This is a genomic window from Blastococcus sp. TF02-09 (assembly GCF_003319105.1).
In the GTDB taxonomy this organism is placed as follows: domain Bacteria; phylum Actinomycetota; class Actinomycetes; order Mycobacteriales; family Geodermatophilaceae; genus Blastococcus.
Genome location: NZ_QOHH01000006.1, coordinates 275,429 through 297,313, shown reverse-complemented (window position 1 = coordinate 297,313; position 21,885 = coordinate 275,429). Strand labels below are relative to the sequence as shown.

The window sequence follows — 21,885 nt, the reverse complement described above, 5'->3', positions numbered from 1 at the left end:
GCCCACGTGTTACTCACCCGTTCGCCACTGATCCCCTCCCGAAGAAGGTTCACCGTTCGACTTGCATGTGTTAAGCACGCCGCCAGCGTTCGTCCTGAGCCAGGATCAAACTCTCCGTAGATGAATTCGATACCGGCTGAGAACCGAGAGCTAGCACTCTCGATATCAATCAACCAAAGGAATCCCAGCCGCAGATCACGAAGACCCACGACACGGGGTATTACTTGGCACTGACTTTCGGCACGCTGTTGAGTTCTCAAAGAGCGGACGCGCAGAAAACCCACCCCGAAGAGGCTTCGTCCCTGGCCGGATGTCCAACACTACGCCGGTTTCCGGTCGACCCACCAGCGGCGGGCCCCGGTCCGGCGGCCCCTCAGGGCCGCGCGGCGCAGACAGAACCATACACGAGGTTCCCGGCCCCCTCGCAACCCCCCGGCCAGCGGTCCCCGTCACACCGAGACCCACCCGCGCCGGGCCCCGTCCGGAGGCCCGCCCCGAGCCTGCGGCGGGTGTGCGGACGGGGTACTCCTCTACAGGCCGAGCAGGCCCTCGATGCCGACCGTGAGGCCGGGCCGGCGGCCGATCTCGCGCACCGCCAGCAGCACGCCGGGCATGAAGGAGGCGCGGTCGTAGGAGTCGTGCCGCAGCGTCAGGGTCTCCCCCTCCGCGCCCATGAGCACCTCCTGGTGCGCGACCAGACCGGCCAGCCGCACGGCGTGCACCGGGACGCCGTCGACGTCGGCGCCCCGGGCTCCCGGCAGGGAGTCGGTCGTCGCGTCCGGCGCCGCGGGCATGTCCGCGGCCCGCCGCGCCTCGGCGATCAGGCGGGCCGTGCGCGCCGCCGTCCCCGAGGGGGCGTCCACCTTGTTCGGGTGGTGCAGCTCGACCACCTCCACCGAGGGGAAGAAGCGCGCCGCCTCCTGGGCGAACTTCATCAGCAGGAGCGCACCGATGCCGAAGTTGGGAGCGATGATCACGCCCACCTCGGGCTTGGGCGCGAGCCACTCGGCGATCGTGGACAGGCGCTCCTCGTCGAAGCCCGTCGTCCCCACGACGCAGTGGATGTTGTTGTCGATGCAGAACCGGATGTTGTCCATGACGACGTCCGGGCGGGTGAAGTCCACGACCACCTGCGTGCCGGCGTCGGCCAGGCCGAAGAGCCAGTCCCCCTCGTCGACCATCGCGACGAGCTCGAGGTCGTCGGCGTCGTTGACGGCCTTGACCACCTCGGTGCCCATGCGTCCTCGCGCTCCCAGGACCCCCACGTTGATCACCGGGGCGTCGCCCGGCTCGGTGGTCTCGGGCTGCTGGTCAGGTGCGGTGGTCACCCGGCCAGGTTTCCCGCCGGACCGGCGAACCGCAAGACAACCCCGCCGATCAGCGCCGCGCGGGGGATCGCCGGGCGCCCAGCTCCCACAGTGCGAGACCGAGCAGCACGCCGAACGCATCGGCGACCCAGTCGCCGGCGGACATGCTGCGGTCGAGCGCCGACAGGCCCTGCACCACCTCGCTGACCGCCGCGTAGCCGAGCAGCAGCACGACTAGCACCCGGACGCCGACGCCGGCCCACCGCCCACTGGCGGCCAGTGCCGCGAACAGGCCGAGGTGGACGAGCTTGTCGACGCCCGCGGGGGCGGAGGGGACGTCGGACGCCGGGGCGAAGAGCACGGCCAGCGAGACCAGCACGACCACGGCGAACACGCCCCGAGCGAGCGCGCCGTGGACGGCGAGGGCGGGATGCGGCGCCATCAGAGGCGGTCGAGGTCCGACTCGCGGTAGGGGCCGACGACGGCCAGGCACGTGGGCCGGCCGAACAGCTCCGCGGCCACCTCGCGCACCTGCTGCTCGTCGACCGCGTCCAGCCGGGCCAGCACCTCCCGGACGGGCAGGTACTCCCCGTAGGACAGCTCGCTCTTGCCCAGGCGGCTCATCCGGGAGCCGGTGTCCTCGAGACCGAGCACCATGCTGCCCTTGAGCTGGCCGCGCGCCCGCGCCACCTCCTCCGAGGTGAGCCCGTCGGCCGCCACGCCGTCCAGACCCTCGCGGATCAGCCGGAGCACCTCGGGCACCCGCTTGCGGGCGCACCCGGCGTAGACCGAGAAGGTGCCGGCCCCCGCGTAGTGGGTGAGCGCCGACCCGACGCTGTAGACCAGGCCCCGCTTCTCGCGGATCTCCTGGAACAGCCGGGAGCTCATGCCCCCACCGACCGCGGCGTCCACGACGGCGGCGGCGTAGCGCCGCTCGTCCAGCCGGCCGAGCCCGGTCGTCCCCAGCAGCAGATGGGTCTGCTCGGTGCGGCGGGTGATCAGGCCGGTCGACCGGGCGGGCCGGTCCGGGACGGGCTCGCCCCGGCGCAGCGGTGCGGGCTCCCCCGCCTCCGTCAGCCGGTCGCCGAAGGCGGCGGTGACCAGGTCGAGCACCTGCTGGTGATCGACCCGGCCCGCGGCGGTGACGACCATCGCGGGCATGGCGTACCGCTGCCGGTACCAGCCGTCGACGTCGGCGCGGCTCAGGCCCTCGATCGACTCGACGGTGCCCAGCACGGAGCGGCCCAGCGGGGTGTCGCCGAAGAGGGTCTCGGAGAAGAGGTCGTGGACGGCGTCGGCGGGCTCGTCATCGCGCATGGCGATCTCCTCGAGCACCACCGTGCGCTCCGACTCCAGGTCGGCCGCGGTGTTGGTCGCCGCGGTGACCAGGTCGGCGAGCAGCGTCACCGCGAGCGGGAGGTCGCTGGCGAGCACGTTCGCGTAGAAGCATGTGTGCTCCTTGGCGGTGAACGCGTTCATCTCACCGCCGACGGCGTCCATCGCCGTCGCGATCTCCAGCGCCCCGCGCGACGTCGTCCCCTTGAACAGCAGGTGCTCGAGGAAGTGCGACGAACCGGCCACCGCCGGTGTCTCGTCCCGCGAGCCGACGTCGACCCAGATGCCCAGCGTCGCCGACAGCACCCCGGGCATCGTCTCGGTGAGGACCCGCAGGCCCCCGGGGAGCGTCGTGCGCTCCACCCTGCCGCCGACCTCGTCGAGGTCGAGCAACTGGGTCACCCCGACGGGAACCGGGGCGGGTGCACCAGCACCCGCCCCGGTCCCGACCACGTCAGTGGACGTCGTCACTCACCCGCAGGGGCAGCGGCGGCGTCGCCCTCGGCCGGAGCGGCGGCATCGCCCTCGGCGACCGGCACCAGGCTGATCTTGCCGCGGGCGTCGATGTCGGTGATCTCCACCTGCATCTTGTCGCCGACGTTGGCCACGTCCTCGACCTTGCCGATGCGCTTCCCGCCACCCAGCTTGCTGATGTGCACCAGGCCGTCGCGGCCGGGCAGCAGGGAGACGAAGGCGCCGAACGGCGTGGTCTTGACGACCGTGCCGAGGAACCGCTCGCCGACCTTGGGCAGCGTCGGGTTGGCGATGGCGTTGATCCGGTCCACCGCGGCCTGGGCCGAGGGGCCGTCGGAGGCACCGACGTAGATCGTGCCGTCGTCCTCGATGGTGATGTCCGCGCCGGTCTCGTCCTGGATCGCGTTGATCATCTGGCCCTTGGGGCCGATGACCGCGCCGATCTTGTCGACCGGGATGCGCACCGTGGTCACGCGGGGCGCGTACGGGCTCATCTCGTCGGGGGCGTCGATCGCCTCGTTCATCACGTCGAGGATGTGCAGCCGGGCCGCGCGGGCCTGGGTCAGCGCACCGGCGAGGACGTCGGAGGGGATGCCGTCGAGCTTCGTGTCCAGCTGCAGCGCGGTCACGAAGTCGCGGGTGCCGGCGACCTTGAAGTCCATGTCACCGAACGCGTCCTCGGCACCGAGGATGTCGGTCAGCGCGACGTACTCGGTCTTGCCGTCGACCTCGTCGGAGACCAGGCCCATGGCGATGCCGGCGACCGGCGCGCGCAGCGGGACACCGGCGTTGAGCAGGGCCAGCGTCGAGGCGCAGACCGAACCCATGGACGTCGAGCCGTTGGAGCCCAGCGCCTCGGAGACCTGGCGGATCGCGTAGGGGAACTCCTCGCGGTCCGGGAGCACCGGCACCAGGGCCCGCTCGGCGAGCGCGCCGTGGCCGATCTCGCGGCGCTTGGGCGAGCCCACCCGGCCGGTCTCACCGGTGGAGTACGGCGGGAAGTTGTAGTTGTGCATGTAGCGCTTGCGGGTCACCGGCGACAGCGTGTCCAGCTGCTGCTCCATGCGCAGCATGTTCAGCGTGGTGACACCCAGGATCTGGGTCTCGCCGCGCTCGAACAGCGCCGAGCCGTGCACCCGCGGGATGACCTCGACCTCGGCCGAGAGCGGCCGGATGTCGGTCAGGCCGCGGCCGTCGATGCGGACCTTGTCGCGGAGGATGCGCTGGCGGACGACCTTCTTGGTCACCGCGCGGAAGGCACCGGAGATCTCCTTCTCGCGGCCCTCGAACTGGCCGGCGAGCGCGGCCTTGACCTGCTCCTTGAGGGCGTCGGTGGCGTCCTCGCGCTCGGCCTTGCCGGGGATCTGCTGCACCCGGGCCAGCTCCTCGGCAGCCTGGGCCTCGACGGCGGCGTAGACGTCGTCCTGGTAGTCCAGGAAGCGGGGGAACTCGGCGACCGGCTTCGCGGCCTTCTCGGCCAGGGCGGACTGCGCGTCGCACAGCGCCTTGATGAACGGCTTGGCGGCCTCGAGGCCCTGCGCCACGACCTCTTCGGTGGGGGCGGTGGCGCCACCGGCGACGAGCTCGATGGTCCGCTCGGTGGCCTCCGCCTCGACCATCATGATGGCGACGTCGCCGTCGGGCAGGACCCGCCCGGCCACGACCATGTCGAAGACGGCGTCCTCGAGCTCGGCGTGGGTCGGGAAGCCGACCCACTGGCCGTTGATCAGGGCGACGCGGGTGGCGCCAACCGGCCCGGAGAACGGCAGGCCGGACAGCTGGGTCGACGCCGACGCGGCGTTGATCGCGATCACGTCGTACAGGTGGCCCGGGTCCAGCGCCATGACGGTGATGACGACCTGGACCTCGTTGCGGAGGCCCTTGGCGAAGGTCGGGCGCAGCGGGCGGTCGATCAGCCGGCAGGTGAGGATCGCGTCCTCGGACGGGCGCCCCTCGCGACGGAAGAACGAGCCGGGGATGCGCCCCGCGGCGTACATCCGCTCCTCGACGTCGACGGTGAGCGGGAAGAAGTCGAACTGGTCCTTGGGCTGGCGGCCGGCCGTGGTGGCCGAGAGCAGCATGGTGTCGCCCGTGGTGACGACGACGGAGCCGGCGGCCTGCTTGGCGAGGCGGCCGGTCTCGAAGGTGATCGAACGGCTGCCGAAGCTGCCGTTGTCGATGACCGCGGTGGCGGTGGTGACGCCGTCCTCGGCGTCGAACTCTGCGGTGATGGTGGGTGCGGACACGTGTCCTTCTCTCTTCTTCGTCGCATCGGCCTCGTGCCGACCTGCGACTCCTCTGACGGCCGGTCACCGGACTGCTTGCCGTCCCTGCATCCGGTCGACCGGTGCTCGATCGAAGCCCTCGGGAGCAGGCTCCCCCCGTGATGGGGGACGTGCCCGGGGGCCACCACCGAGGACCGGTCCTCGCGGGACGCTCCGGCGGCCGGCCGGTTCTCCTCGCGCGGCGGGTGCCGCACGAGAAAGGGGACCGTCCCGGAGCGATCCGGGAGCGGCCCCCTCGTGGTGCCTAGCGGCGCAGACCGAGCCGCTCGATGAGCGACCGGTAGCGGTTGATGTCGGTCTTGGCGAGGTAGTTCAGCAGCCGGCGACGGCGACCGACCAGCAGGAGCAGACCACGACGGCTGTGGTGGTCGTGCTTGTGCGCCCGCAGGTGCTCGGTCAGGTCGCTGATCCGACGGCTGAGCATCGCGATCTGCACCTCGGGCGAACCGGTGTCGTTCTCGACCGTCGCGTACTCGGTCATGATCTGCTTCTTGAGCGCGCTGTCCAGCGCCATGGTCGCCTCCGGGGCGGGTCACGTGTGGCCCTCGGTCTGAATCACGAGGGCAGGCTTCACACACGCCGGGTCACCCCGACGTCACCCCCCAGGCTACATGCCGAGGATCCGGCGGGTGTCCGAGACGTCCTTGGCCATGGCCGCCACCAGGGCGTCGATGTCGGCGAAGGCCTCCATCGGGCGCAGCCGCGAGGCGAACTCGACGCCCACGTGCTCCCCGTAGAGGTCGCCCTCGTAGTCCAGGACGAACGCCTCGACGGTGCGCCGGCTGCCCTCGAACGTGGGGTTGGTGCCCACCGAGACCGCCGCCGGCAGGCGCTCGCGGCTGGCGCCGGTGCGCGGGTCGCGGGTGACCAGGTGCCCGGCGTAGACGCCGTCGGCCGGGATCGCCGTGTACGGCGGGCTCTCCACGTTCGCCGTCGGGTAGCCGAGGTCCCGGCCCCGCCGGTCCCCGCGCACCACGACGCCGTCGACGCGGTGCGGGCGCCCGAGCGCCCGGGCGGCGGCGACCATGTCGCCCGCGGCCACGCAGGCGCGGATGTAGGTCGAGGAGATGGTCACGTCACCGGAGTCCGAGCTGTCCTCCGCCAGGGGCACGCCCTCCACGGCGAACCCGAACCGGCGGCCCTCCGCGGTGAGCGAGCCGACGGTGCCGGCGGCCCGGTGCCCGTAGGTGAAGTTCTCCCCCACCACGACCTGGGCCGCGTGCAGGTGCTCGACCAGCACGGTGTGCGTGAACGTCTCCGGCGGCAGCCGCATGAAGTCGGCGGTGAACGGCAGCACGCACATGGCGTCCACGCCGAGCCCGGCCACCAGCTCGGCCTTGCGGTCCAGCGAGGTGAGGATCGCCGGGTGCGAGCCGGGCCGGACGACCTCGGCCGGGTGCGGGTCGAAGGTGAGCAGCAGGCAGGGACGGCGCATCGCCCGCGCCCGGGCCACCGCGGCACCGATCAGCTGCTGGTGCCCGCGGTGGACGCCGTCGTACATGCCGATCGTGACCACGGTGCGGCCGAGATCGGCCGGGGTGGCCTCCAGGCCTCGCCAGCGCTGCACGGGTCCGACGCCCTCCGTCCGGTGGTGGTCAGCCGACGCGGTGCAGCCAGCCGTGGGTGTCGGCCACCCGCCCGTGCTGGAGGTCGAGCAGGGCCTCGCGCAGCCGCATGGTCAGCGGGCCCGGGGTGCCGTCGCCCACGGTGAAGTCGCCGGTGCGGGCCTTGACCTCGCCCACGGGGGTGATCACGGCCGCGGTCCCGCAGGCGAAGGTCTCGGTGACCGTGCCGTCGGCGACGCCGCCGCGCCACTCCTCCAGGGCGTAGCGCCGCTCGGAGACCCGCAGCCCCATGCCCCGGGCGACCTCCATGAGGGAGTCGCGCGTGATCCCCGGCAGCAGGCTGCCGGAGAGCTCGGGGGTGACCAGCTCGGCGTCGTCACCGGAGCCGAGGACGAAGAACAGGTTCATCCCGCCCAGCTCCTCGATGTACTTCTTCTCCACGGCGTCGAGGTAGACCACCTGGTCGCAGCCCAGGGCGGAGGCCTCCTGCTGGGGCAGCAGGCTCGCGGCGTAGTTGCCGGCGCACTTGACGTCGCCGGTGCCACCGGGGGCCGCCCGGGCGTAGTCCTCGGAGACGTACACCGAGACCGGGTGGACGCCGCGCGGGAAGTAGGCGCCGGCCGGGCTGGCGATGATGAGGAACAGGTACTCGTGCGACGGGCGGACGCCGAGGAACGGCTCGCTGGCCAGCATGTAGGGCCGCAGGTAGAGCGTCTGGTCCGGGCCCGTGGGCACCCAGTCGCGGTCGGCGTCGACGAGCGCGTCGACGGCGGTGAGGAAGGACTCCTCGGGCACGACTGGCATCGCCAGGCGACGGGCGCTGCGGGCGAAGCGGGCCGCGTTGGCCTCGGGCCGGAACAGCGCGACGCTGCCGTCGGGCTGGGCGTAGGCCTTGAGCCCCTCGAAGATCGACTGGGCGTAGTGCAGCGCCGCCGTCGCCGGGTCCATCGGCAGCGGCCCGTAGGCGGTCAGCCGGGCGTCGTACCAGCCCTGCCCCTCGCGGTACCGGGCGACGAACATGCTGTCGGTGAAGTAGCGGCCGAAGCCCGGGTCCTCCAGCAGCTGCGCGCGCTCGGTGGGGGTGCGCCGGCGCACGTCCTCCACGACCACCGGCACGCCCTCGGTGAACGTGCGCGAGGAGGTACGGCTGTCGCTCAGCGTGTCGGTCATGGCTCCCACCTGCGTGTGCGCGGACTCGGGACCCGGTGTCCACCGGCCCGGGCTCACACTATCCCCGCCTGCGGTGGCGGCCCTGAGCCGACCGCCACCGGGCGTGGGCTCAGGCCTGGTTCTCCTGGTTGGCCGTCGGGCCGGCGTACTCGAGCACCTCGTAGGTCCACACGTGGGCCGAGTGCGGAGCCGCCGATGCCAGGGTGTCGCCGCCGCCGTCGTGGGCCCGGTCGAAGTCCTGGCTGGACTGCCAGGCCTCGTAGGCCTCGTGGCTGCTCCACCGGGTGTAGACCAGGTACTGGTCGGTGCCCTCGAGCGGGCGCAGCAGCTCGAACCACTCGAAGCCGGGGGTGGACTCCACGGCACCGGCCCGGCCGCGGAAGCGCTCCTCGAACCGGTCCTGCTTGTCCTTGGGCACGGTGATCGCGTTGATCTTGACGACGCTCATGGCCCTCCCCTTCCCGGCGCGCCCAGCGGTCAACCGCGCGGCGGGAAGCCGACCACCACGCGGGCGGATGGGCCGGCGTCCTCCAGCAGCGCGACCAGGCGGCCGTCGGGGTCCACCGCCGCGTAAAGCCCGGGGGTCCCGGTCGCCGGGATGCGCTGGCCGTGGCCGACGGCCGTGGCCTCCTCGGCGCTCAGGCCGCGCTCGGGGAACACCAGCCGGGCGGCGTCGGTCAACCCGAGCACGCCGGCTCCCCCGCCGGCGGCGAGCGCCGCACCCGCCTCCTCGACCGGCGCGGCCTGCGCGACCGCGAATGGTCCGGAGGCGGTGCGCCGCAGCGCGGTCAGGTGCCCACCCACGCCGAGGGCGGCGCCGGCGTCGCGGGCGATCGCCCGGATGTAGGTACCGGCCGTGCAGGAGACGGTGACGTCGACGTCGAGGAGGTCCGGCTCCGGACGCCGGATCCCGTGGACGTCGAGCCGGTGGACGGTGACCGACCGCGGGGCCAGCTCGACCGCCTCGCCGGCGCGCACCCGGTCGTAGGAGCGCCGGCCCTCGACCTTGACCGCGCTCACCGCTGAGGGCACCTGCTGCAGCGGACCGGTCTGGGCCGCCAGCGCGGCGCGGACCGCGGCGTCGTCCAGGTGCGCCGTCGAGGCGGTCGTCAGGACCTCGCCCTCGCGGTCGTCGGTGACCGTCGACTGCCCGAACCGGATGGTGGCCTCGTAGGTCTTGTCGTGGCCGCTCACGTAACCGAGGAGGCGGGTCGCGGCCCCGACACCGAGGACCAGGAGGCCGGTGGCCATCGGGTCCAGCGTGCCGGCGTGGCCGACCTTGCGCACAGAGAGCACCCGCCGGGCGCGGGCGACGACGTCGTGGGAGGTCATCCCGCCCGGCTTGTCGACCAGCAGCAGACCGGGCGGGACATCGGCATCGGGACGGCGGCTCACCGGGTAACCGTCTCAGGCGCCGTCAGCCACCGGTCGCCGGCCACCCGCACCAGGACACCGGCCAGCCGGAGCGCGATGAAGAGGCACAGCCCGGTCCAGACCCCCGCCAGGCCCCAGTCCATGGGTCCCGCCAGCAGCGACAGCGGCAGGAAGCCGACCACGGCCGAGCCGATGGTCAGCGTGCGCAGGTAGCCGACGTCGCCGGCGCCCATGAGCACGCCGTCCAGGGCGAACACCACGCCGGCCAGCGGCTGCAGAGCGGCCAGGAACCACCAGACCAGCTCCGCCTGGTCGACGACGGCGGGGTCGTCGGTGAACAGCGGTGGGAGGACGCCGCGCAGCGCCAGCAGCACCGCCGCCACCCCCACCCCCGTGGCCAGGCCCCACAGCGCCACCCGGCGGGCGGTGACCCGGGCCTCGTCCGGGCGGCCGGCGCCGAGGGCGTGCCCGACGAGGGTCTGGGCGGCGATGGCGTACGCGTCGAGCACGAGGGCCAGGAAGAAGAACAGCTGGAGCGCGATCTGGTGCGCGCCCAGCTCGGCGGTGCCGGCGCGGGCGGCGACGCCGGCCGCCACGAGGAAGGACACCTGCAGCACCGCCGCGCGCAGGAGCAGGTCGCGGCCGATGACCAGCTGGGACAGCACCGCCGCGGGACGAGGGCGCCAGGTGGCCCCCTCGCGCACGATCGCGCGCAGGAACAGCCCCGCCGTCAGGCCCTGCCCGAGCACGTTGGCCACCGCGGAGCCCACCAGGCCCCAGCCGGTCCCGTGCACCAGCACCGGGCAGAGCACCAGGCTGACCAGGCTGCCGGCCAGCACGAACCGGACCGGCCGGCGCAGCTCCTGGACCCCGCGCAGCCAGCCGTTGCCGGCCAGCGAGACCAGCAGCAGCGGAGCGCCGAGCGAGGCCACCCGCAGCCACTCCTCGCCGGCCTCCGCGACCGGTCCGGCGCCGCCGGCGAGCAGCCGGGTGAAGGGGCCCGCGGTGAGCTGGAAGAACACCAGCACGACCACACCGAGGCCCGCGGCCAGCCAGGTGGCCTGCACGCCCTCGTCGACCGCACCCGCCCGGTCGCCGGCGCCCGCACGACGAGCTGCCCGCGCCGTGGTGCCGTAGGCGAGGAAGTTCAGCAGCGCCGCCGCCCACGCCAGCAGCCCACCGCCCACCGCCAGGCCGCCCAGGGCCACGGTGCCCAGGTTGCCGACGACCGCCGTGTCGACCAGCAGGTACAGCGGCTCGGCGGCCAGGACGACCAGGGCCGGCAGGGCGAGCGAGAGGACCGACGGCGCCGGGGCGGAGGGAGCGGGGATGACCGTTCCCCCGGTCAGCGGCGGGTGAGCTGCTCGCGCAGCGCCGCGATGGTGCCCTCGCGGTCGAGCGTCGACGTGTAGCCGGCAGCCAGGGTGTGGCCACCGCCACCGAGCTCGATGGCGATGCGGGCGAGGTCCGTGCCGCCGCGGGAGCGCAGCGACACCGACCAGCTGCCGTCGTCCTGACCCTTGAGCACGCAGGCGACGTCGGCCTCCTCGGCGGAGCGGACGACGTCGACCAGCGCCTCGAGCTGCTCGCCGGGCAGCCCGTGCTCGGCGGCCTCGGCGGTGCTCGACCAGGTCCACACCAGGCCGGCGCCGGTCCCCGGCTCCAGCACCGCCCGCCCGGTCACGACCGACAGCAGGCCGAGCCAGCCGAACGGCGCGGTGTCGAACAGCCGGCGGCTGATCTCGGCGTGGTCGATGCCGGTGGCCAGCAGCCGCGCGGCGAGCTCGTGGGTCTGCGGGCGGGTGCTGCCGAAGCGGAAGGAACCGGTGTCGGCGGCCAGCCCGGCGTAGAGGCAGGTGGCCAGCTGCTGGTCCAGGGTCACGCCGAGGTCGTCGAGCAGGTCGGCCACCAGCGTCACGGTGGCCGGCGCACCGGGGTCGATCAGCTGCAGCGTCCCGAAGCCGGGGTTGCTGGCGTGGTGGTCGACCACGACCGAGGTCACCGCGGCGTCCAGCAGCGGAGCCACCTCACCCAGGCGCCCGGGCGAGGCGGCGTCCAGGCTGACGAAGACCTCGGGCGCCGACGGCAGTGCCGACGACGGCACGAGGCCCTCGGCGCCGGGCAGCCAGCCCAGGGACGCCGGCAGGGTGAGCTCGCCCGGGAAGGTCGCCAGGACGCGCGCGCCGCGACGCCGCAGTCCTTCGGCCAGCGCCAGGGTGCTCCCCAGCGCGTCGGCGTCGGGGTTCACGTGCCCGGACAGGACGACGGTGGCGCGGGCCTCGGCCGCCTCGGCGAGGACCCCGGCCACCGTGCGGGTCGCCGCGGCGGCTCCGGGTGCAGGGGTGGGACGGACGCTCATGGATCAGGCGTCCGGCCCCGGGTCGGCGACCGGCGGGGCGTTCTCCTCCTCGGTGACCGCGCCGCCGCCCACGGGGAAGGTCGTGCCGTCGCCGGGCTCGTCCTCGGCGATGCTGGGGGCCTCCCCGATCTCGCCGCGCTTGCCCCCGTCGGTGGGGTCACCGCTGCCGTCGACCTTCCGGCCGCCCAGCATCGAGGTGCCCTGGCCCTCGAGGGGCTCGTACGGGTTCGGGTCGTCCTGGCTCACAGCGCACTCCTGGTTCGGGGAAGGTCCTCGCCGGGCGAGGGCGTGTCCTCGGCGGACAGCTCGTGCTCGTCCTCGCCGTCGTGGTCGTCGTCCTCGGCCGGCTTGCGGTAGGGGTCGGCCTCGCCGGCGTACTGGGCGCCCTCGCGGGCGCGGGCCAGCTCGGCGTCGGCGTAGCGCGCCCGCTCGAGGGCCTCCTCGAGCTCGCGCGCGGTGTCCGGGACGATGTCGGCGACGAAGGTCAGGGTCGGCACGAACTTGATGCCGGTCTGCTTGCCGACCGTGGAGCGCAGCACGCCCGTGGCACTGGCCAGGGCGGCCGCGGAGTCGGCGATCTGCGTCTCGTCGCCGTAGACGGTGTAGAAGACCGTCGCTTCGCGGAGGTCGCTGGTGACGCGGGCGTCGGTGACGGTCACCATGCCGAGCCGCGGGTCCTTGATCTGCGTCTCGATCGCGGCGGAGACGATCTGCCGGATGCGCACCGCCAGCTTGCGTGCGCGGGCCGGATCGGCCATCAGGACCTCCTGGTTTCGGGGCGTCGGTGGACGCCGGGCGGACAGGGTGAGGGGGCGACCGGGTCCTTCAGCAGTCCGAGTCGCTGACGAGCTGACGATGCGTCGACAGCAGCGTCACCTCCGGCCGCTCGGCCAGCAACCGCTCGCAGGCGTCGAGGACGTCGGTGACCTGACCGGCGTCGCCCGCCACGGTGGCGACCCCGACCTGCACGCGCCGGTGCAGGTCCTGGTCGCCGACCTCGGCGGCGGCGACGGAGAAGCGGCGCCGCAGCTCGGCCACGATCGGCCGGATCACGGCCCGCTTGCCCTTGAGCGAGTGGACGTCGCCCAGCAGCAGGTCGGCGGTCAGCGTTCCGGTGAACACCGGACCTGTTCCCCCGTTCCTGCTGCTGGGCGAGCGAGCCGACTCAGGTGCGCGGGATCTCGCGCATCTCGAAGGTCTCGATCACGTCGTCGACCTTGATGTCGTTGAACGACCCCAGGCCGATACCGCACTCGTAACCCTCGCGGACCTCGGTCGCGTCGTCCTTGAAGCGGCGGAGCGACTCCACCGTCAGGTTGTCGGCGACCACGGCACCGTCCCGGATGAGCCGGGCCTTCGAGTTGCGGACGATCGTGCCGCTGCGGACCAGCGACCCGGCGACGTTGCCGATGCGCGGCACCCGGAAGACCTCGCGGACCTCCGCCGTGCCGAGCTGGACCTCCTCGTACTCGGGCTTGAGCATGCCCTTGAGGGCGGCCTCGATCTCGTCGATGGCCTGGTAGATCACCGAGTAGTACCGGACGTCGATGCCCTCGCGGTTGGCCAGCTCCGTGGCCTGGCCCTCGGCCCGGACGTTGAAGCCCAGAACGATGACGTCGTCGGCCAGCGCCAGGTCGATGTCGCTCTTGGTGATCGACCCGACCCCGCGGTGGATGACCCGCAGCGAGACGTCGTCGCTCACCTCGATCTTCATGAGCGCCTCTTCGAGCGCCTCGACGGTGCCCGAGTTGTCGCCCTTGATGATCAGGTTGAGCTGACGGTTCTCCTTGAGCGCCGCGTCGAGGTCCTCGAGGCTGATCCGCTTGCGCATCGAGGCGTTCTGCGCGTTGCGGATGCGGGCCTGGCGGCGGTCGGCGATCTGCCGGGCCACCCGGTCCTCCTCGACGACCAGGAACGTGTCGCCGGCACGGGGCACCGAGGTGAGACCCACGACCTGCACGGGGCGGGCCGGCAGAGCCTCCTTCAGCTTGTTGCCGTGCTCGTCGAGCAGCGACCGGACGCGGCCGTAGGCGTCGCCGGCCACGATCGAGTCGCCCTGGCGCAGCGTGCCGCGCTGGACGAGCACCGTGGCGACGGGACCGCGGCCCTTGTCCAGCTTGCCCTCGATGACCACACCCTGCGGGTCCTGCTCGGTGTTGGCGCGCAGGTCCAGCGAGGCGTCGGCGGTCAGCAGGATCGCCGCGAGCAGGTCGTCGATGCCCTGACGGGTGGTCGCGGAGACGTCGACGAACATGGTGTCGCCGCCGTACTCCTCGGCCACCAGCCCGTACTCGGTGAGCTGCTGGCGGATCTTGGCGGGGTTGGCCCCCTCCTTGTCGATCTTGTTGACCGCGACCACGATCGGCACCTCGGCGGCCTGGGCGTGGTTGAGCGCCTCGACCGTCTGCGGCATGACGCCGTCGTCGGCCGCGACGACCAGGACGACGATGTCGGTGACCTTCGCGCCTCGGGCACGCATCGCGGTGAACGACTCGTGACCCGGGGTGTCGATGAAGGTGATGGGCCGCTCCTCGCCCTCCAGCTCGCTGACGATCTGGTAGGCGCCGATGTGCTGCGTGATGCCACCGGCCTCGCGGGCCACCACGTTGGCGTTGCGGATCGCGTCGAGGAGCTTGGTCTTCCCGTGGTCGACGTGACCCATGACGGTCACGACCGGCGGGCGGGTCGACCAGTCGTCCTCGTCGCCCTCCTCGTCACCGAAGGTGAGGTCGAAGGTCTCGAGGAGCTCGCGGTCCTCGTCCTCGGGGCTGACGACCTGGATGTTCCAGCCGATCTCGGCACCGAGGAGCTGCAGCGTCTCGTCGTTCACCGACTGCGTCGCGGTGATCATCTCGCCCAGGTGGAACAGGGCGGTGACCAGCGCGGCCGGCTCGGCGCCGATGCGCTCGGCCAGGTCGGTCAGCGAGGCGCCGCGGGGCAGCCGGACGGTCTGGCCGTTTCCGCGGGGCAGGCTGACGCCACCCATGCTGGGCGCCGCCATGGAGTCGAACTCCTGACGCCGCTGCTTCTTGCTCTTGCGACCGCGGACGGGACCGCGACCACCCGGACGCCCGAAGGCACCCGCGGTGCCGGCACCCGAGCCACCACGGCCACGACCGCGGGGGCCACCGCCGCCACGGAAGCCACCACCGGCCGGCGCGCCACCGGGGGCACCGCCGCCACCGGGACGGAAGCCACCGCCACCGGGACCGCCGGGACGACCGCCGCCACCGGGACCACCGGAGCGACCACCCGGTCCACCGGGACGACCGGCGCCGGCCGCGCGACCGGGCATCATGCCCGGGCTCGGACGGCCGGGCATCATGCCCGGGTTCGGACGGGGACCGCCGGCACCGGGAGCCGGGCGGGGGCCGCCGGCACCGGGAGCCGGGCGGGGACCGCCGGGGCCGGGACGCGGGCCACCGGCACCGGGAGCCGGGCGGGGGCCGCCGGGAGCGGGGCGCGCACCCGGTGCGGCCGGGCCCGGACGCGGGCCGGCACCGGGACCGGCACCGGGTGCCGCGGCCGGCGGAGCGGCCGGACGGGGCGAGCTGAACGGGTTGTTGCCCGGCCGCGGAGCCGGACGGGGCCCCGGTCGCGGACCGGCGCCGGAGGGTGCGCCGCCACCGGCCGGACGCGGAGCGGCCGGACGGGGAGCAGCGGGCTGCTGGGTCGGCGCGCCGGCCGCCGGGGCCTGCGGAGCAGGAGCGGCCGGACGCGGGCCGGGGGCCGGCGCGGCCGGACGGGCCTGCGGCTGCGCGGGCGCGGCGGCCGCGGGCGCCTGCGGAGCAGGCGCGGCCGGAGCCTGGGGCGCGGGTGCCGCCGGACGCGGGCCCGGGGTCGGGGCGGCCGGACGGGCCGCCGGAGCGCTCGGTGCGGCGCCGCCGGTGGCGGCACCGAGGGCCTCGCGGAGCCGGCGGGCCACGGGGGCCTCGACGGTCGACGAGGCGGACTTCACGAACTCGCCCTGCTCCTTGAGCGTGGCGAGCACGGTCTTGCTGTCGACACCGAACTCCTTGGCGAGTTCGTGTACGCGGGCTTTGCCTGGCACGGGTCTCCTCTTGGTGAGGCCGGCGGCTTGCCCGCTCGACCTCGTCGTTAGTGGCGCATGGTCATCGTGAGAACTTCACGGCTGAGTCATCCGACGGTGTCCTGTCGACGTGCGGACCGGCCTGGTGCCGGCCCGACTGGTTCCTGCTGGTGCCCGATCCGGGGCCGCCCGGCAGCTCAGGACGAGAGCGTGCGGACGTGGTCCCGGAGCGGACCGGCCTCCAGCGGGCTGCTCCCGGGAAGGCGCAGCGCGCGGGTGAAGGCCCGGCGTCGCTCCGCTGCGCCCAGGCACTCCGGAGTGGGGTGCACCGACGCCCCCCTCCCGGGGAGCCTCCGTCGCGGGTCCGGGACCAGGGCCCCGGCTCTCGCGACGACACGCAGCAGATCGGTGACCGGAGCGCGTCGCCGGCAGCCCACACAGGTGCGCTCCGGGATCGACGTTTCGGCCACCCTGCACTCTAGCGCGTCGTGGGGCCCCGATGTTCCACGCGTCGGGGCGGAGGCCGGTGGGAGGACGGACGCCCCCCGGCCGCGGGAGCCGGTGCTCCGGCGCGGAGGGGGGCCCGACCCACGCCCGGGGAGGGCGCGGCGGCGTCGTCGTCGCCCTGGGCATCGCTGCGGATGTCGATCCGGCAGCCGGTCAGCCGGGCGGCGAGACGGGCGTTCTGGCCCTCCTTGCCGATGGCCAGCGACAGCTGGTAGTCCGGGACGACGACGCGCACCGCCTTGGCCTGGGCGTCGACCACCCGGGACTCGGAGACGCGGGCGGGGCTCAGCGCCTGGGCCACGAAGGTGGCGGGGTCGTCGGACCAGTCGACGATGTCGATCTTCTCGCCGTGCAGCTCGCTCATGACGTTGCGCACCCGCTGGCCCATCGGCCCGATGCAGGCGCCCTTGGCGTTGAGCCCGGGGACCTTGGTGCGGACGGCGATCTTCGACCGGGCTCCGGCCTCGCGGGCGACCGCCACGATCTCGACGCTACCGTCGGCCACCTCGGGCACCTCCAGCGCGAACAGCTTGCGCACCAGGTGCGGGTGGGTGCGGGAGACGGTCACCTGCGGACCGCGGAACGTGCGGGCCACCGAGACCACGTAGGCCTTGAGCCGGCTGCCGTGGGCGTAGTCCTCGCCGGGCACCTGCTCGGTCGGGGGCAGCACGGCCTCGACCTTGCCGATGTCGATCAGCACCGTGCCCTGCACGTTGCGGCGGTCGTGCGCCTGCACGACGCCGCTGACGATGTCGCCCTCCTTGCCGGCGTACTCGCCGAAGGTCTGCTCGTGCTCGGCGTCGCGCAGCCGCTGCACGATGACCTGCTTGGCGGTGCTGGCGGCGATCCGCCCGAAGTCGGTCGGGGTGTCGTCCCACTCGCGCACGACCTCGCCGTCGGGCCCCAGCTCCTGCGCGAGCACGGCGACCTCGCCGCTCTTGCGGTCCACGTGCACGCGCACGTGCTTGGCGGCTCCGTCCGCGTGCCGGTAGGCGGTCACCAGGGCGGTCTCGATCGCCTCGATCACCGTGTCGGCCGGGATGCCCTTCTCCCGCTCGACCGCCTTGAGCGCGGTGACGTCGATGTTCACTGTGCTCCTCCTCGCGCGTGCCGCGCGTCCCCGGGCGCGACGTCGTCGCCGAGCTCCGGGTCGTCCATCTCGTCGTCGTCGATCTCGTCGTCCAGCAGGTCGTCCCCGGCCGGGTCGGTGCGGGCGAACTCCACCTGCACACGCCCGGCGCCGAGCTCGGCCCAGGGCACGGAGCGCGGCGTGGGTGGGCGCTTCTTGGCGCCGGGCTTGCCCTGCGCCTCGACCGCGAGCGTCACGCCCGCGTCGTCGACGCCGGTGACCCGCCCGGTGACCTGCTCCGCGGAGCCGGCCGGGCCCACCGCCACCGCGACCAGCCGCCCGGTGTTGCGCCGCCAGTGCCGCTGCTCGGTGAGCGGCCGGTCGACGCCGGGGCTGGTGACCTCCAGGACGTAGGGGGTGCGCCCCATGCCGTCGTCGTTGGTGTCGAGGGCCTCGGACACCGCGCGGCTCACCTCGGCGATGTCGTCGAGGGTCACGCCGGCGTCCCGGTCGACGACGACGCGGACGACGCTGCGCCGGCCCGCCGGCGTCACCACGAGCTCCTCGAGGTCGTACCCGGCGCTCTCGACGACGGGTGCGATCCAGCCGGCGAGCCGGGCGGTGGCCGGGTCGGTGCGGGGGGTGCCACGAGAGGCGGACACTGCTACCTCCTCAGGCTCGGGCGGCCGCACGGTGCGGAGCGCGCGTCCCCGGGCCCCCCGGCGCTGCCGGGAAGGGGTTCCGAGGGGAAGAGGCCAGGTTACCGCCCGGCGGAGTGGCCGGGGACCGGGCACCGGCCCGGCCGCCGTCCCCGGCCCGTGGGACGCGAGGGGCCGGCGGGACGGCGCTGACCCGGGAGCCGACGCGGAACGTCTCCGGTCCGCATGTGCCGACCCCGGGCGCCCCGGGCTGCCAGGATGGGCACCGATGTCCTCCCTCCCCTCCCCCGCCGCCCGCGGGTTCTCCCGGCGCACGCTGCTGGCCGCCTCGGCGGCCGGTCTGGCGGTCGTGGCGGTCGGGTGCACCTCCGCACCGCCGGACGAGCGCGAGCGGGTGACCGGCGCGCAGGCCGACGAGCTGCTGGGCCAGGTAGGGGTGCAGGAGACCCTCGTGGCCGCCTACACCGCGGCCGGGGCGGCCGATCCGGGGCTCGCCGGGGAGGTCGCGGACCTCGCGGCCCAGGCCGGTGAGCAGCTCGAGCGCCTCCGGGACGCCGCACCGGGCGCGACGCCCAGCTCGCCCTCGCCCGGCACCCCGCCGTCGCCGGCCGAGGCCCGCGCGTGGCTGCGCGACCAGGTGGCCACGGCGGCGACCTCGCACGCGACCGCCTGCGTCAACCAGTCCGGCGCGCGGGCGGCCCTGCTCGGCTCGATCTCGGCGGGTCTGCGCGGGCAGGACGGACGACTGGCATGACGGGAAGCGACCATGGCTGACGACGGCACCGGCGACCTGGCCGCGGAGAACGACGCCCTCGGCCTCGCCCTGGCCGCCGAGCACGCGGCGGTGTGGGGCTACGGCGTCGTGGGGGCGGCCCTGCCGGCCGCCGACCGCGGTACCGCCACCGGCGCGGAGGCGGCGCACCGCGACGTCCGGGACTCCCTGATCACGCTGCTCGCCGAGCGGTCGGTGGAACCGGCCGCGGCCGAGGGCGGGTACGCGCTGCCGTTCCCGGTGCTGTCGCCCGTCGACGCCGCCGCGCTGGGCGTCGTCCTGGAGGACGGCACGTCCGCCGCGTGGGTGCGGGTGCTGGACCAGGCCGCCGAGCGGAGCACCCGCGAGCTGGCCCTCGAGGCGCTGACCGGCGCCGAGGTGCGCGCGGTCGCCTGGCGAACCGCGGCCGGGCAGGACCCGGTCACCCGGGCCCTGCCGGGCCTTCCCGCGCAGTAGATCAGCCGAGGGCGCCGAGGAAGGCGTCGGTGACGGCGACCGCCGCGCTGCTGGACTGGCCGCCCTCGACCAGGACGGCGAAGGCGATGGGCCCGGCCGCGCCACCGGTGCGGTAGCCGACGAACCAGCCGTGCGAGTCCGGCGGGGTGTTGGTGCCGAACTCCGCCGTCCCCGTCTTGCCGTAGACCTCGCCGTTGTCGGCCAGCGCGGTGGCGGTGCCGGTGAGCACGACCTGCCGCATCATCGGCCGGAGGGCGTCGAGCACCTCCTGGCCGGGGCCGGCGGGGGCCGGGCCGGACGCCTCGGCGCCGACGACCTCGACCGGCGCCGCCGGGGTGCCGCTGGCGATGCCGGCGGCCACCAGCGCCATCTGCGCCGGGCTCATCAGCACCTGCCCCTGGCCGATCATGTTCGCGGCCTTGGTGGTGCCGGTGCTGTCGCCGGGCACGCTGCCGGAGAAGACGTCGACGGGGAGCTGCCAGTCGGTGCCCACCCCGTAGGACGCCGCGGCCTCGGCCAGCGCAGGGTCGGGGAGCTCCAGGCCCTGCTGGATGAAGGTCGTGTTGCACGACTGCGCGAAGGCCTCGGTGAACGGCACGGTGCCGAGGTCGAACTGGTCCTGGTTCTCGAACTCGCGCCCCTCGACGACCGTCGTGCCCGGGCACGCGACGGGATCGGCGGGGGTCAGCGCACCGGTGGAGAGCAGCGCGGTGGCGGTGATGGCCTTCATGCTCGAGCCGGGCGGGAAGTTGCCGGTGAGCGCGTTGCCCGCGTCGGCGATCTCGTTGGAGGAGACGGCGAGGAGCTCACCGGTGCCGGGCCGCACGACCACCAGGTGGGTGGGCCGGGCCTCCCCCGCGACGGCGGCGTCGGCGGCGTTCTGGACGGCCGGGACCAGTGGCGTCTGCACCGGCTCGCCCGCCACGGGCTCGACGGCGGCGATCTCGCGACCCTCGTCCCCGATGCTCTCGTCGAGCGCGGTGACGCGGACGGTGAAGCCGGCGGTGCCGGAGAGCTGCTCCTGGAAGGCGCGCTGCAAACCCGAGGTGCCGAGCTGGTCGCCGGCGGCGTAGCGCGCCTCGCCGTCCTCGGTGGACTCCTCGAGGATCTCCGCGGTGGCCGCCCCCACCCGGCCGAGGAGCGCCTCGGCGAAGCGCGGCGTCGGGGCCAGCAGCCGGGTGTCGGTCGGGAAGACCGCGCCGGGCAGGTCGAACACCCGGGCGCGGATGGCCTCGAAGTCCGGCCGGCGCAGGGTGATGACCGGGACGAACTGGCCGGCCGGGGCCGCCTGCACGTCCGCGGTGATGTCTGCGGCGGGGATGCCCGTGGCGGCCGACAGCCCCGCCGCCAGCGCGGGCAGGTCGGTGACCTTCCCGGTGTCGACGCCGACGTTGACCACCTCGGTCTCGGTGAACAGCGGCGCACCGGACGCGTCGGTGATCGCGGCCCGCTCGGGCAGGCTCCGGGCCAGCTCGAGGTGCTGCCCCTCGCCGAGCTCGGGGTGCACGAGGGTCGGCTCGGCGACGACCTGCCAGCCGTCGTCACCCTCCTCCAGCCGCAGCGAGCCGTCGTAGGTCCAGTCCGGGGCGGCGGCCAGGTCCCAGGTCGCCGTCCAGTCCGCGGTGGCCGCGCCGTCCTCGACGGTCACCTCGCCGAGCTCGGCGGACAGCTCCGCGTCGGGCAGGTCGGTCGCGGTCTGCTCCAGCAGCGCGGTGGCGGCGTCCGGGTCGTCGGTCGCCGCGGCCGCGGCGGCGGCGTCCCCGCCGGCCCAGTCGTCGAGGAAGGCCTGCGCAGTCTCGCGCGCCTCGTCCTCACCGCCGCCCGAGCAGGCAGCGAGGACGGGCCCGGCGAGCAGGGCCGAGGTCACCAGGAGGGCAGGTCGCCGCCAGTTGCGCACGGCGGCCACCCTCTCAGATGGAGTCGTCGTGGCCGGGCGGACCCGCGGTCAGGGCCGGATGTGCTGCGGCCGGGGGTGCGCCGTCCGCGGTCGGCACGGCACGGTGACCAGGGTCCGCCCCGCCCCGCCGTCCGGATAGGTCTCCCACGGGTCGCCGGCCGGCTGGTAGTTGTTGCCGGCGAGCCACTCCTGCAGCGTCGCGTAGGTGAACCCGACGGTGCCGTGGTCGCCCACGTGCGGCGCGGTCACGGCGGGCCCCCCGGGCAGCACCTCCGCGGTCACCCGGCCCGACGGGCGGAACCGGTCGTCGACCGGGAGGCCGGCGTTGACGTCCAGTCCCACGCGGGTGGCCCGGTAGCGGGCGAAGGGCGGCCCCGCCGGGGTCAGGTGCTGGTCGGCCAGCAGCCTCCTGACGTCGCTGAACGCGGCGGCGAGGAAGTCGTCGTACTCGGAGTTCTTCACGTGCCCGTACACCACGGCCACCGCCTGCGGCGGGTGGTCGGACAGCTCGATCAGCCCTGTGGTCATCACGGCTCCTCGGGAGTTGCCCCGCGTCGACGGCCTCGGCCCGAGGCGGTCCCCAGCGTGGCCCCCCGGCGGGCCGTCCGCACCCCTCCGGGGCACGA

Annotated in this window: 22 protein-coding genes, 1 rRNA gene and 1 pseudogene; 2 read left to right on the top strand and 22 right to left on the bottom strand. The window is 74.3% G+C overall.

Features of this window, described 5'->3' with window-relative positions:
• The 20 genes and pseudogenes from DQ239_RS11775 to rimP all read right to left on the bottom strand — a co-directional run.
• A 16S ribosomal RNA gene (locus DQ239_RS11775) occupies nt 1–121 on the bottom strand; the annotation flags it as partial.
• 409 nt (nt 122–530) lie between these two features.
• Entirely contained in the window at nt 531–1,328 is a 798-nt protein-coding gene (gene dapB, locus DQ239_RS11770) for a 4-hydroxy-tetrahydrodipicolinate reductase (protein ID WP_233489108.1), read from the bottom strand.
• A 49-nt stretch (nt 1,329–1,377) separates the two neighbouring features.
• Nucleotides 1,378–1,749, bottom strand: a complete 372-nt coding sequence (locus DQ239_RS11765; RefSeq protein WP_199582908.1) for a VanZ family protein — start codon at nt 1,747–1,749, stop codon at nt 1,378–1,380.
• The gene (locus DQ239_RS11760; protein ID WP_233489106.1) at nt 1,749–3,044 is read right to left on the bottom strand and encodes a pitrilysin family protein; all 1,296 of its coding nucleotides are present in this window, start codon (nt 3,042–3,044) and stop codon (nt 1,749–1,751) included. Before DQ239_RS11760 ends, DQ239_RS11765 begins: the two co-directional genes overlap by 1 nt.
• Before the next feature lie 65 nt (nt 3,045–3,109).
• Entirely contained in the window at nt 3,110–5,362 is a 2,253-nt protein-coding gene (locus DQ239_RS11755) for a polyribonucleotide nucleotidyltransferase (RefSeq protein ID WP_199582906.1), read from the bottom strand.
• A gap of 283 nt (nt 5,363–5,645) precedes the next feature.
• On the bottom strand, nt 5,646–5,915 hold the full coding sequence (gene rpsO, locus DQ239_RS11750; protein WP_113834579.1) for a 30S ribosomal protein S15: 270 nt from the start codon (nt 5,913–5,915) through the stop codon (nt 5,646–5,648).
• A 93-nt stretch (nt 5,916–6,008) separates the two neighbouring features.
• Nucleotides 6,009–6,968: a bifunctional riboflavin kinase/FAD synthetase gene (locus DQ239_RS11745; protein ID WP_113834578.1), complete on the bottom strand. Its 960-nt coding sequence runs from the start codon at nt 6,966–6,968 to the stop codon at nt 6,009–6,011.
• Between the two features lie 28 nt (nt 6,969–6,996).
• A complete protein-coding gene (locus DQ239_RS11740) occupies nt 6,997–8,136 on the bottom strand; it encodes a branched-chain amino acid aminotransferase (protein WP_113834577.1) in 1,140 nt (379 codons plus the stop codon).
• 109 nt (nt 8,137–8,245) lie between these two features.
• Nucleotides 8,246–8,584 (bottom strand): antibiotic biosynthesis monooxygenase, encoded by a 339-nt coding sequence (locus tag DQ239_RS11735; protein ID WP_091764908.1) that lies wholly within the window; start codon nt 8,582–8,584, stop codon nt 8,246–8,248.
• 29 nt (nt 8,585–8,613) lie between these two features.
• Nucleotides 8,614–9,531: a tRNA pseudouridine(55) synthase TruB gene (gene truB / locus DQ239_RS11730; RefSeq protein ID WP_113834576.1), complete on the bottom strand. Its 918-nt coding sequence runs from the start codon at nt 9,529–9,531 to the stop codon at nt 8,614–8,616.
• The gene (locus DQ239_RS11725) at nt 9,528–10,754 is read right to left on the bottom strand and encodes an MATE family efflux transporter (protein WP_233489119.1); all 1,227 of its coding nucleotides are present in this window, start codon (nt 10,752–10,754) and stop codon (nt 9,528–9,530) included. Before DQ239_RS11725 ends, truB begins: the two co-directional genes overlap by 4 nt.
• Nucleotides 10,755–10,855: 101 nt before the next feature.
• A complete protein-coding gene (locus DQ239_RS11720; RefSeq protein ID WP_113834575.1) occupies nt 10,856–11,869 on the bottom strand; it encodes a bifunctional oligoribonuclease/PAP phosphatase NrnA in 1,014 nt (337 codons plus the stop codon).
• Nucleotides 11,870–11,872: 3 nt separating this feature from the next.
• The gene (locus DQ239_RS11715; protein ID WP_113834574.1) at nt 11,873–12,115 is read right to left on the bottom strand and encodes a hypothetical protein; all 243 of its coding nucleotides are present in this window, start codon (nt 12,113–12,115) and stop codon (nt 11,873–11,875) included.
• The gene (gene rbfA / locus DQ239_RS11710) at nt 12,112–12,627 is read right to left on the bottom strand and encodes a 30S ribosome-binding factor RbfA (protein WP_113834573.1); all 516 of its coding nucleotides are present in this window, start codon (nt 12,625–12,627) and stop codon (nt 12,112–12,114) included. Before rbfA ends, DQ239_RS11715 begins: the two co-directional genes overlap by 4 nt.
• Before the next feature lie 67 nt (nt 12,628–12,694).
• Complete coding sequence (locus DQ239_RS11705) at nt 12,695–12,991, bottom strand: DUF503 domain-containing protein (protein WP_113834572.1); 297 nt, start codon at nt 12,989–12,991, stop codon at nt 12,695–12,697.
• A 43-nt stretch (nt 12,992–13,034) separates the two neighbouring features.
• Nucleotides 13,035–14,870, bottom strand: a complete 1,836-nt coding sequence (gene infB, locus DQ239_RS20935; protein ID WP_233489104.1) for a translation initiation factor IF-2 — start codon at nt 14,868–14,870, stop codon at nt 13,035–13,037.
• Between the two features lie 906 nt (nt 14,871–15,776).
• A pseudogene (locus tag DQ239_RS21295) lies at nt 15,777–15,920 on the bottom strand (translation initiation factor IF-2 N-terminal domain-containing protein); the annotation flags it as partial.
• Nucleotides 15,921–16,096: 176 nt separating this feature from the next.
• Nucleotides 16,097–16,336: a YlxR family protein gene (locus DQ239_RS11695; protein ID WP_199582932.1), complete on the bottom strand. Its 240-nt coding sequence runs from the start codon at nt 16,334–16,336 to the stop codon at nt 16,097–16,099.
• Nucleotides 16,337–16,377: 41 nt separating this feature from the next.
• Nucleotides 16,378–17,496, bottom strand: a complete 1,119-nt coding sequence (gene nusA, locus DQ239_RS11690; protein ID WP_113834569.1) for a transcription termination factor NusA — start codon at nt 17,494–17,496, stop codon at nt 16,378–16,380.
• On the bottom strand, nt 17,493–18,137 hold the full coding sequence (rimP, locus tag DQ239_RS11685) for a ribosome maturation factor RimP (protein ID WP_113834568.1): 645 nt from the start codon (nt 18,135–18,137) through the stop codon (nt 17,493–17,495). The genes nusA and rimP overlap by 4 nt, the downstream gene beginning before the upstream one ends.
• A 265-nt stretch (nt 18,138–18,402) precedes the next feature.
• Here rimP and DQ239_RS11680 point away from each other — a divergent pair, with 265 nt between their 5' ends.
• Together DQ239_RS11680 and DQ239_RS11675 are read left to right on the top strand one after the other, a co-directional pair.
• Nucleotides 18,403–18,888 (top strand): hypothetical protein, encoded by a 486-nt coding sequence (locus DQ239_RS11680; RefSeq protein ID WP_113834567.1) that lies wholly within the window; start codon nt 18,403–18,405, stop codon nt 18,886–18,888.
• Between the two features lie 12 nt (nt 18,889–18,900).
• Nucleotides 18,901–19,362 carry a ferritin-like domain-containing protein gene (locus tag DQ239_RS11675; RefSeq protein ID WP_113834566.1) on the top strand — a complete coding sequence of 154 codons (462 nt, stop codon included), beginning with the start codon at nt 18,901–18,903 and terminating at the stop codon, nt 19,360–19,362.
• A gap of 1 nt (nt 19,363) precedes the next feature.
• On the opposite strand, the gene DQ239_RS11670 is transcribed toward DQ239_RS11675, so the two are convergent.
• On the bottom strand, nt 19,364–21,259 hold the full coding sequence (locus tag DQ239_RS11670) for a penicillin-binding transpeptidase domain-containing protein (protein WP_113834617.1): 1,896 nt from the start codon (nt 21,257–21,259) through the stop codon (nt 19,364–19,366).
• Between the two features lie 48 nt (nt 21,260–21,307).
• Nucleotides 21,308–21,787 (bottom strand): GyrI-like domain-containing protein, encoded by a 480-nt coding sequence (locus DQ239_RS11665; RefSeq protein WP_113834565.1) that lies wholly within the window; start codon nt 21,785–21,787, stop codon nt 21,308–21,310.
• Between the last annotated feature and the right edge of the window lie 98 nt (nt 21,788–21,885).

What these genes read in the sequence shown, in the direction of transcription:
- DQ239_RS11665 (WP_113834565.1), bottom strand. Translation starts at nt 21,787, where the DNA reads ATGACCACAGGGCTGATCGAGCTGTCCGACCACCCGCCGCAGGCGGTG.
- DQ239_RS11720 (WP_113834575.1), bottom strand. Translation starts at nt 11,869, where the DNA reads ATGAGCGTCCGTCCCACCCCTGCACCCGGAGCCGCCGCGGCGACCCGC.
- rpsO (WP_113834579.1), bottom strand. Translation starts at nt 5,915, where the DNA reads ATGGCGCTGGACAGCGCGCTCAAGAAGCAGATCATGACCGAGTACGCG.
- DQ239_RS11740 (WP_113834577.1), bottom strand. Translation starts at nt 8,136, where the DNA reads ATGACCGACACGCTGAGCGACAGCCGTACCTCCTCGCGCACGTTCACC.
- infB (WP_233489104.1), bottom strand. Translation starts at nt 14,870, where the DNA reads ATGGCGGCGCCCAGCATGGGTGGCGTCAGCCTGCCCCGCGGAAACGGC.
- rbfA (WP_113834573.1), bottom strand. Translation starts at nt 12,627, where the DNA reads ATGGCCGATCCGGCCCGCGCACGCAAGCTGGCGGTGCGCATCCGGCAG.
- DQ239_RS11680 (WP_113834567.1), top strand. Translation starts at nt 18,403, where the DNA reads ATGTCCTCCCTCCCCTCCCCCGCCGCCCGCGGGTTCTCCCGGCGCACG.
- DQ239_RS11735 (WP_091764908.1), bottom strand. Translation starts at nt 8,584, where the DNA reads ATGAGCGTCGTCAAGATCAACGCGATCACCGTGCCCAAGGACAAGCAG.
- DQ239_RS11675 (WP_113834566.1), top strand. Translation starts at nt 18,901, where the DNA reads ATGGCTGACGACGGCACCGGCGACCTGGCCGCGGAGAACGACGCCCTC.
- DQ239_RS11765 (WP_199582908.1), bottom strand. Translation starts at nt 1,749, where the DNA reads ATGGCGCCGCATCCCGCCCTCGCCGTCCACGGCGCGCTCGCTCGGGGC.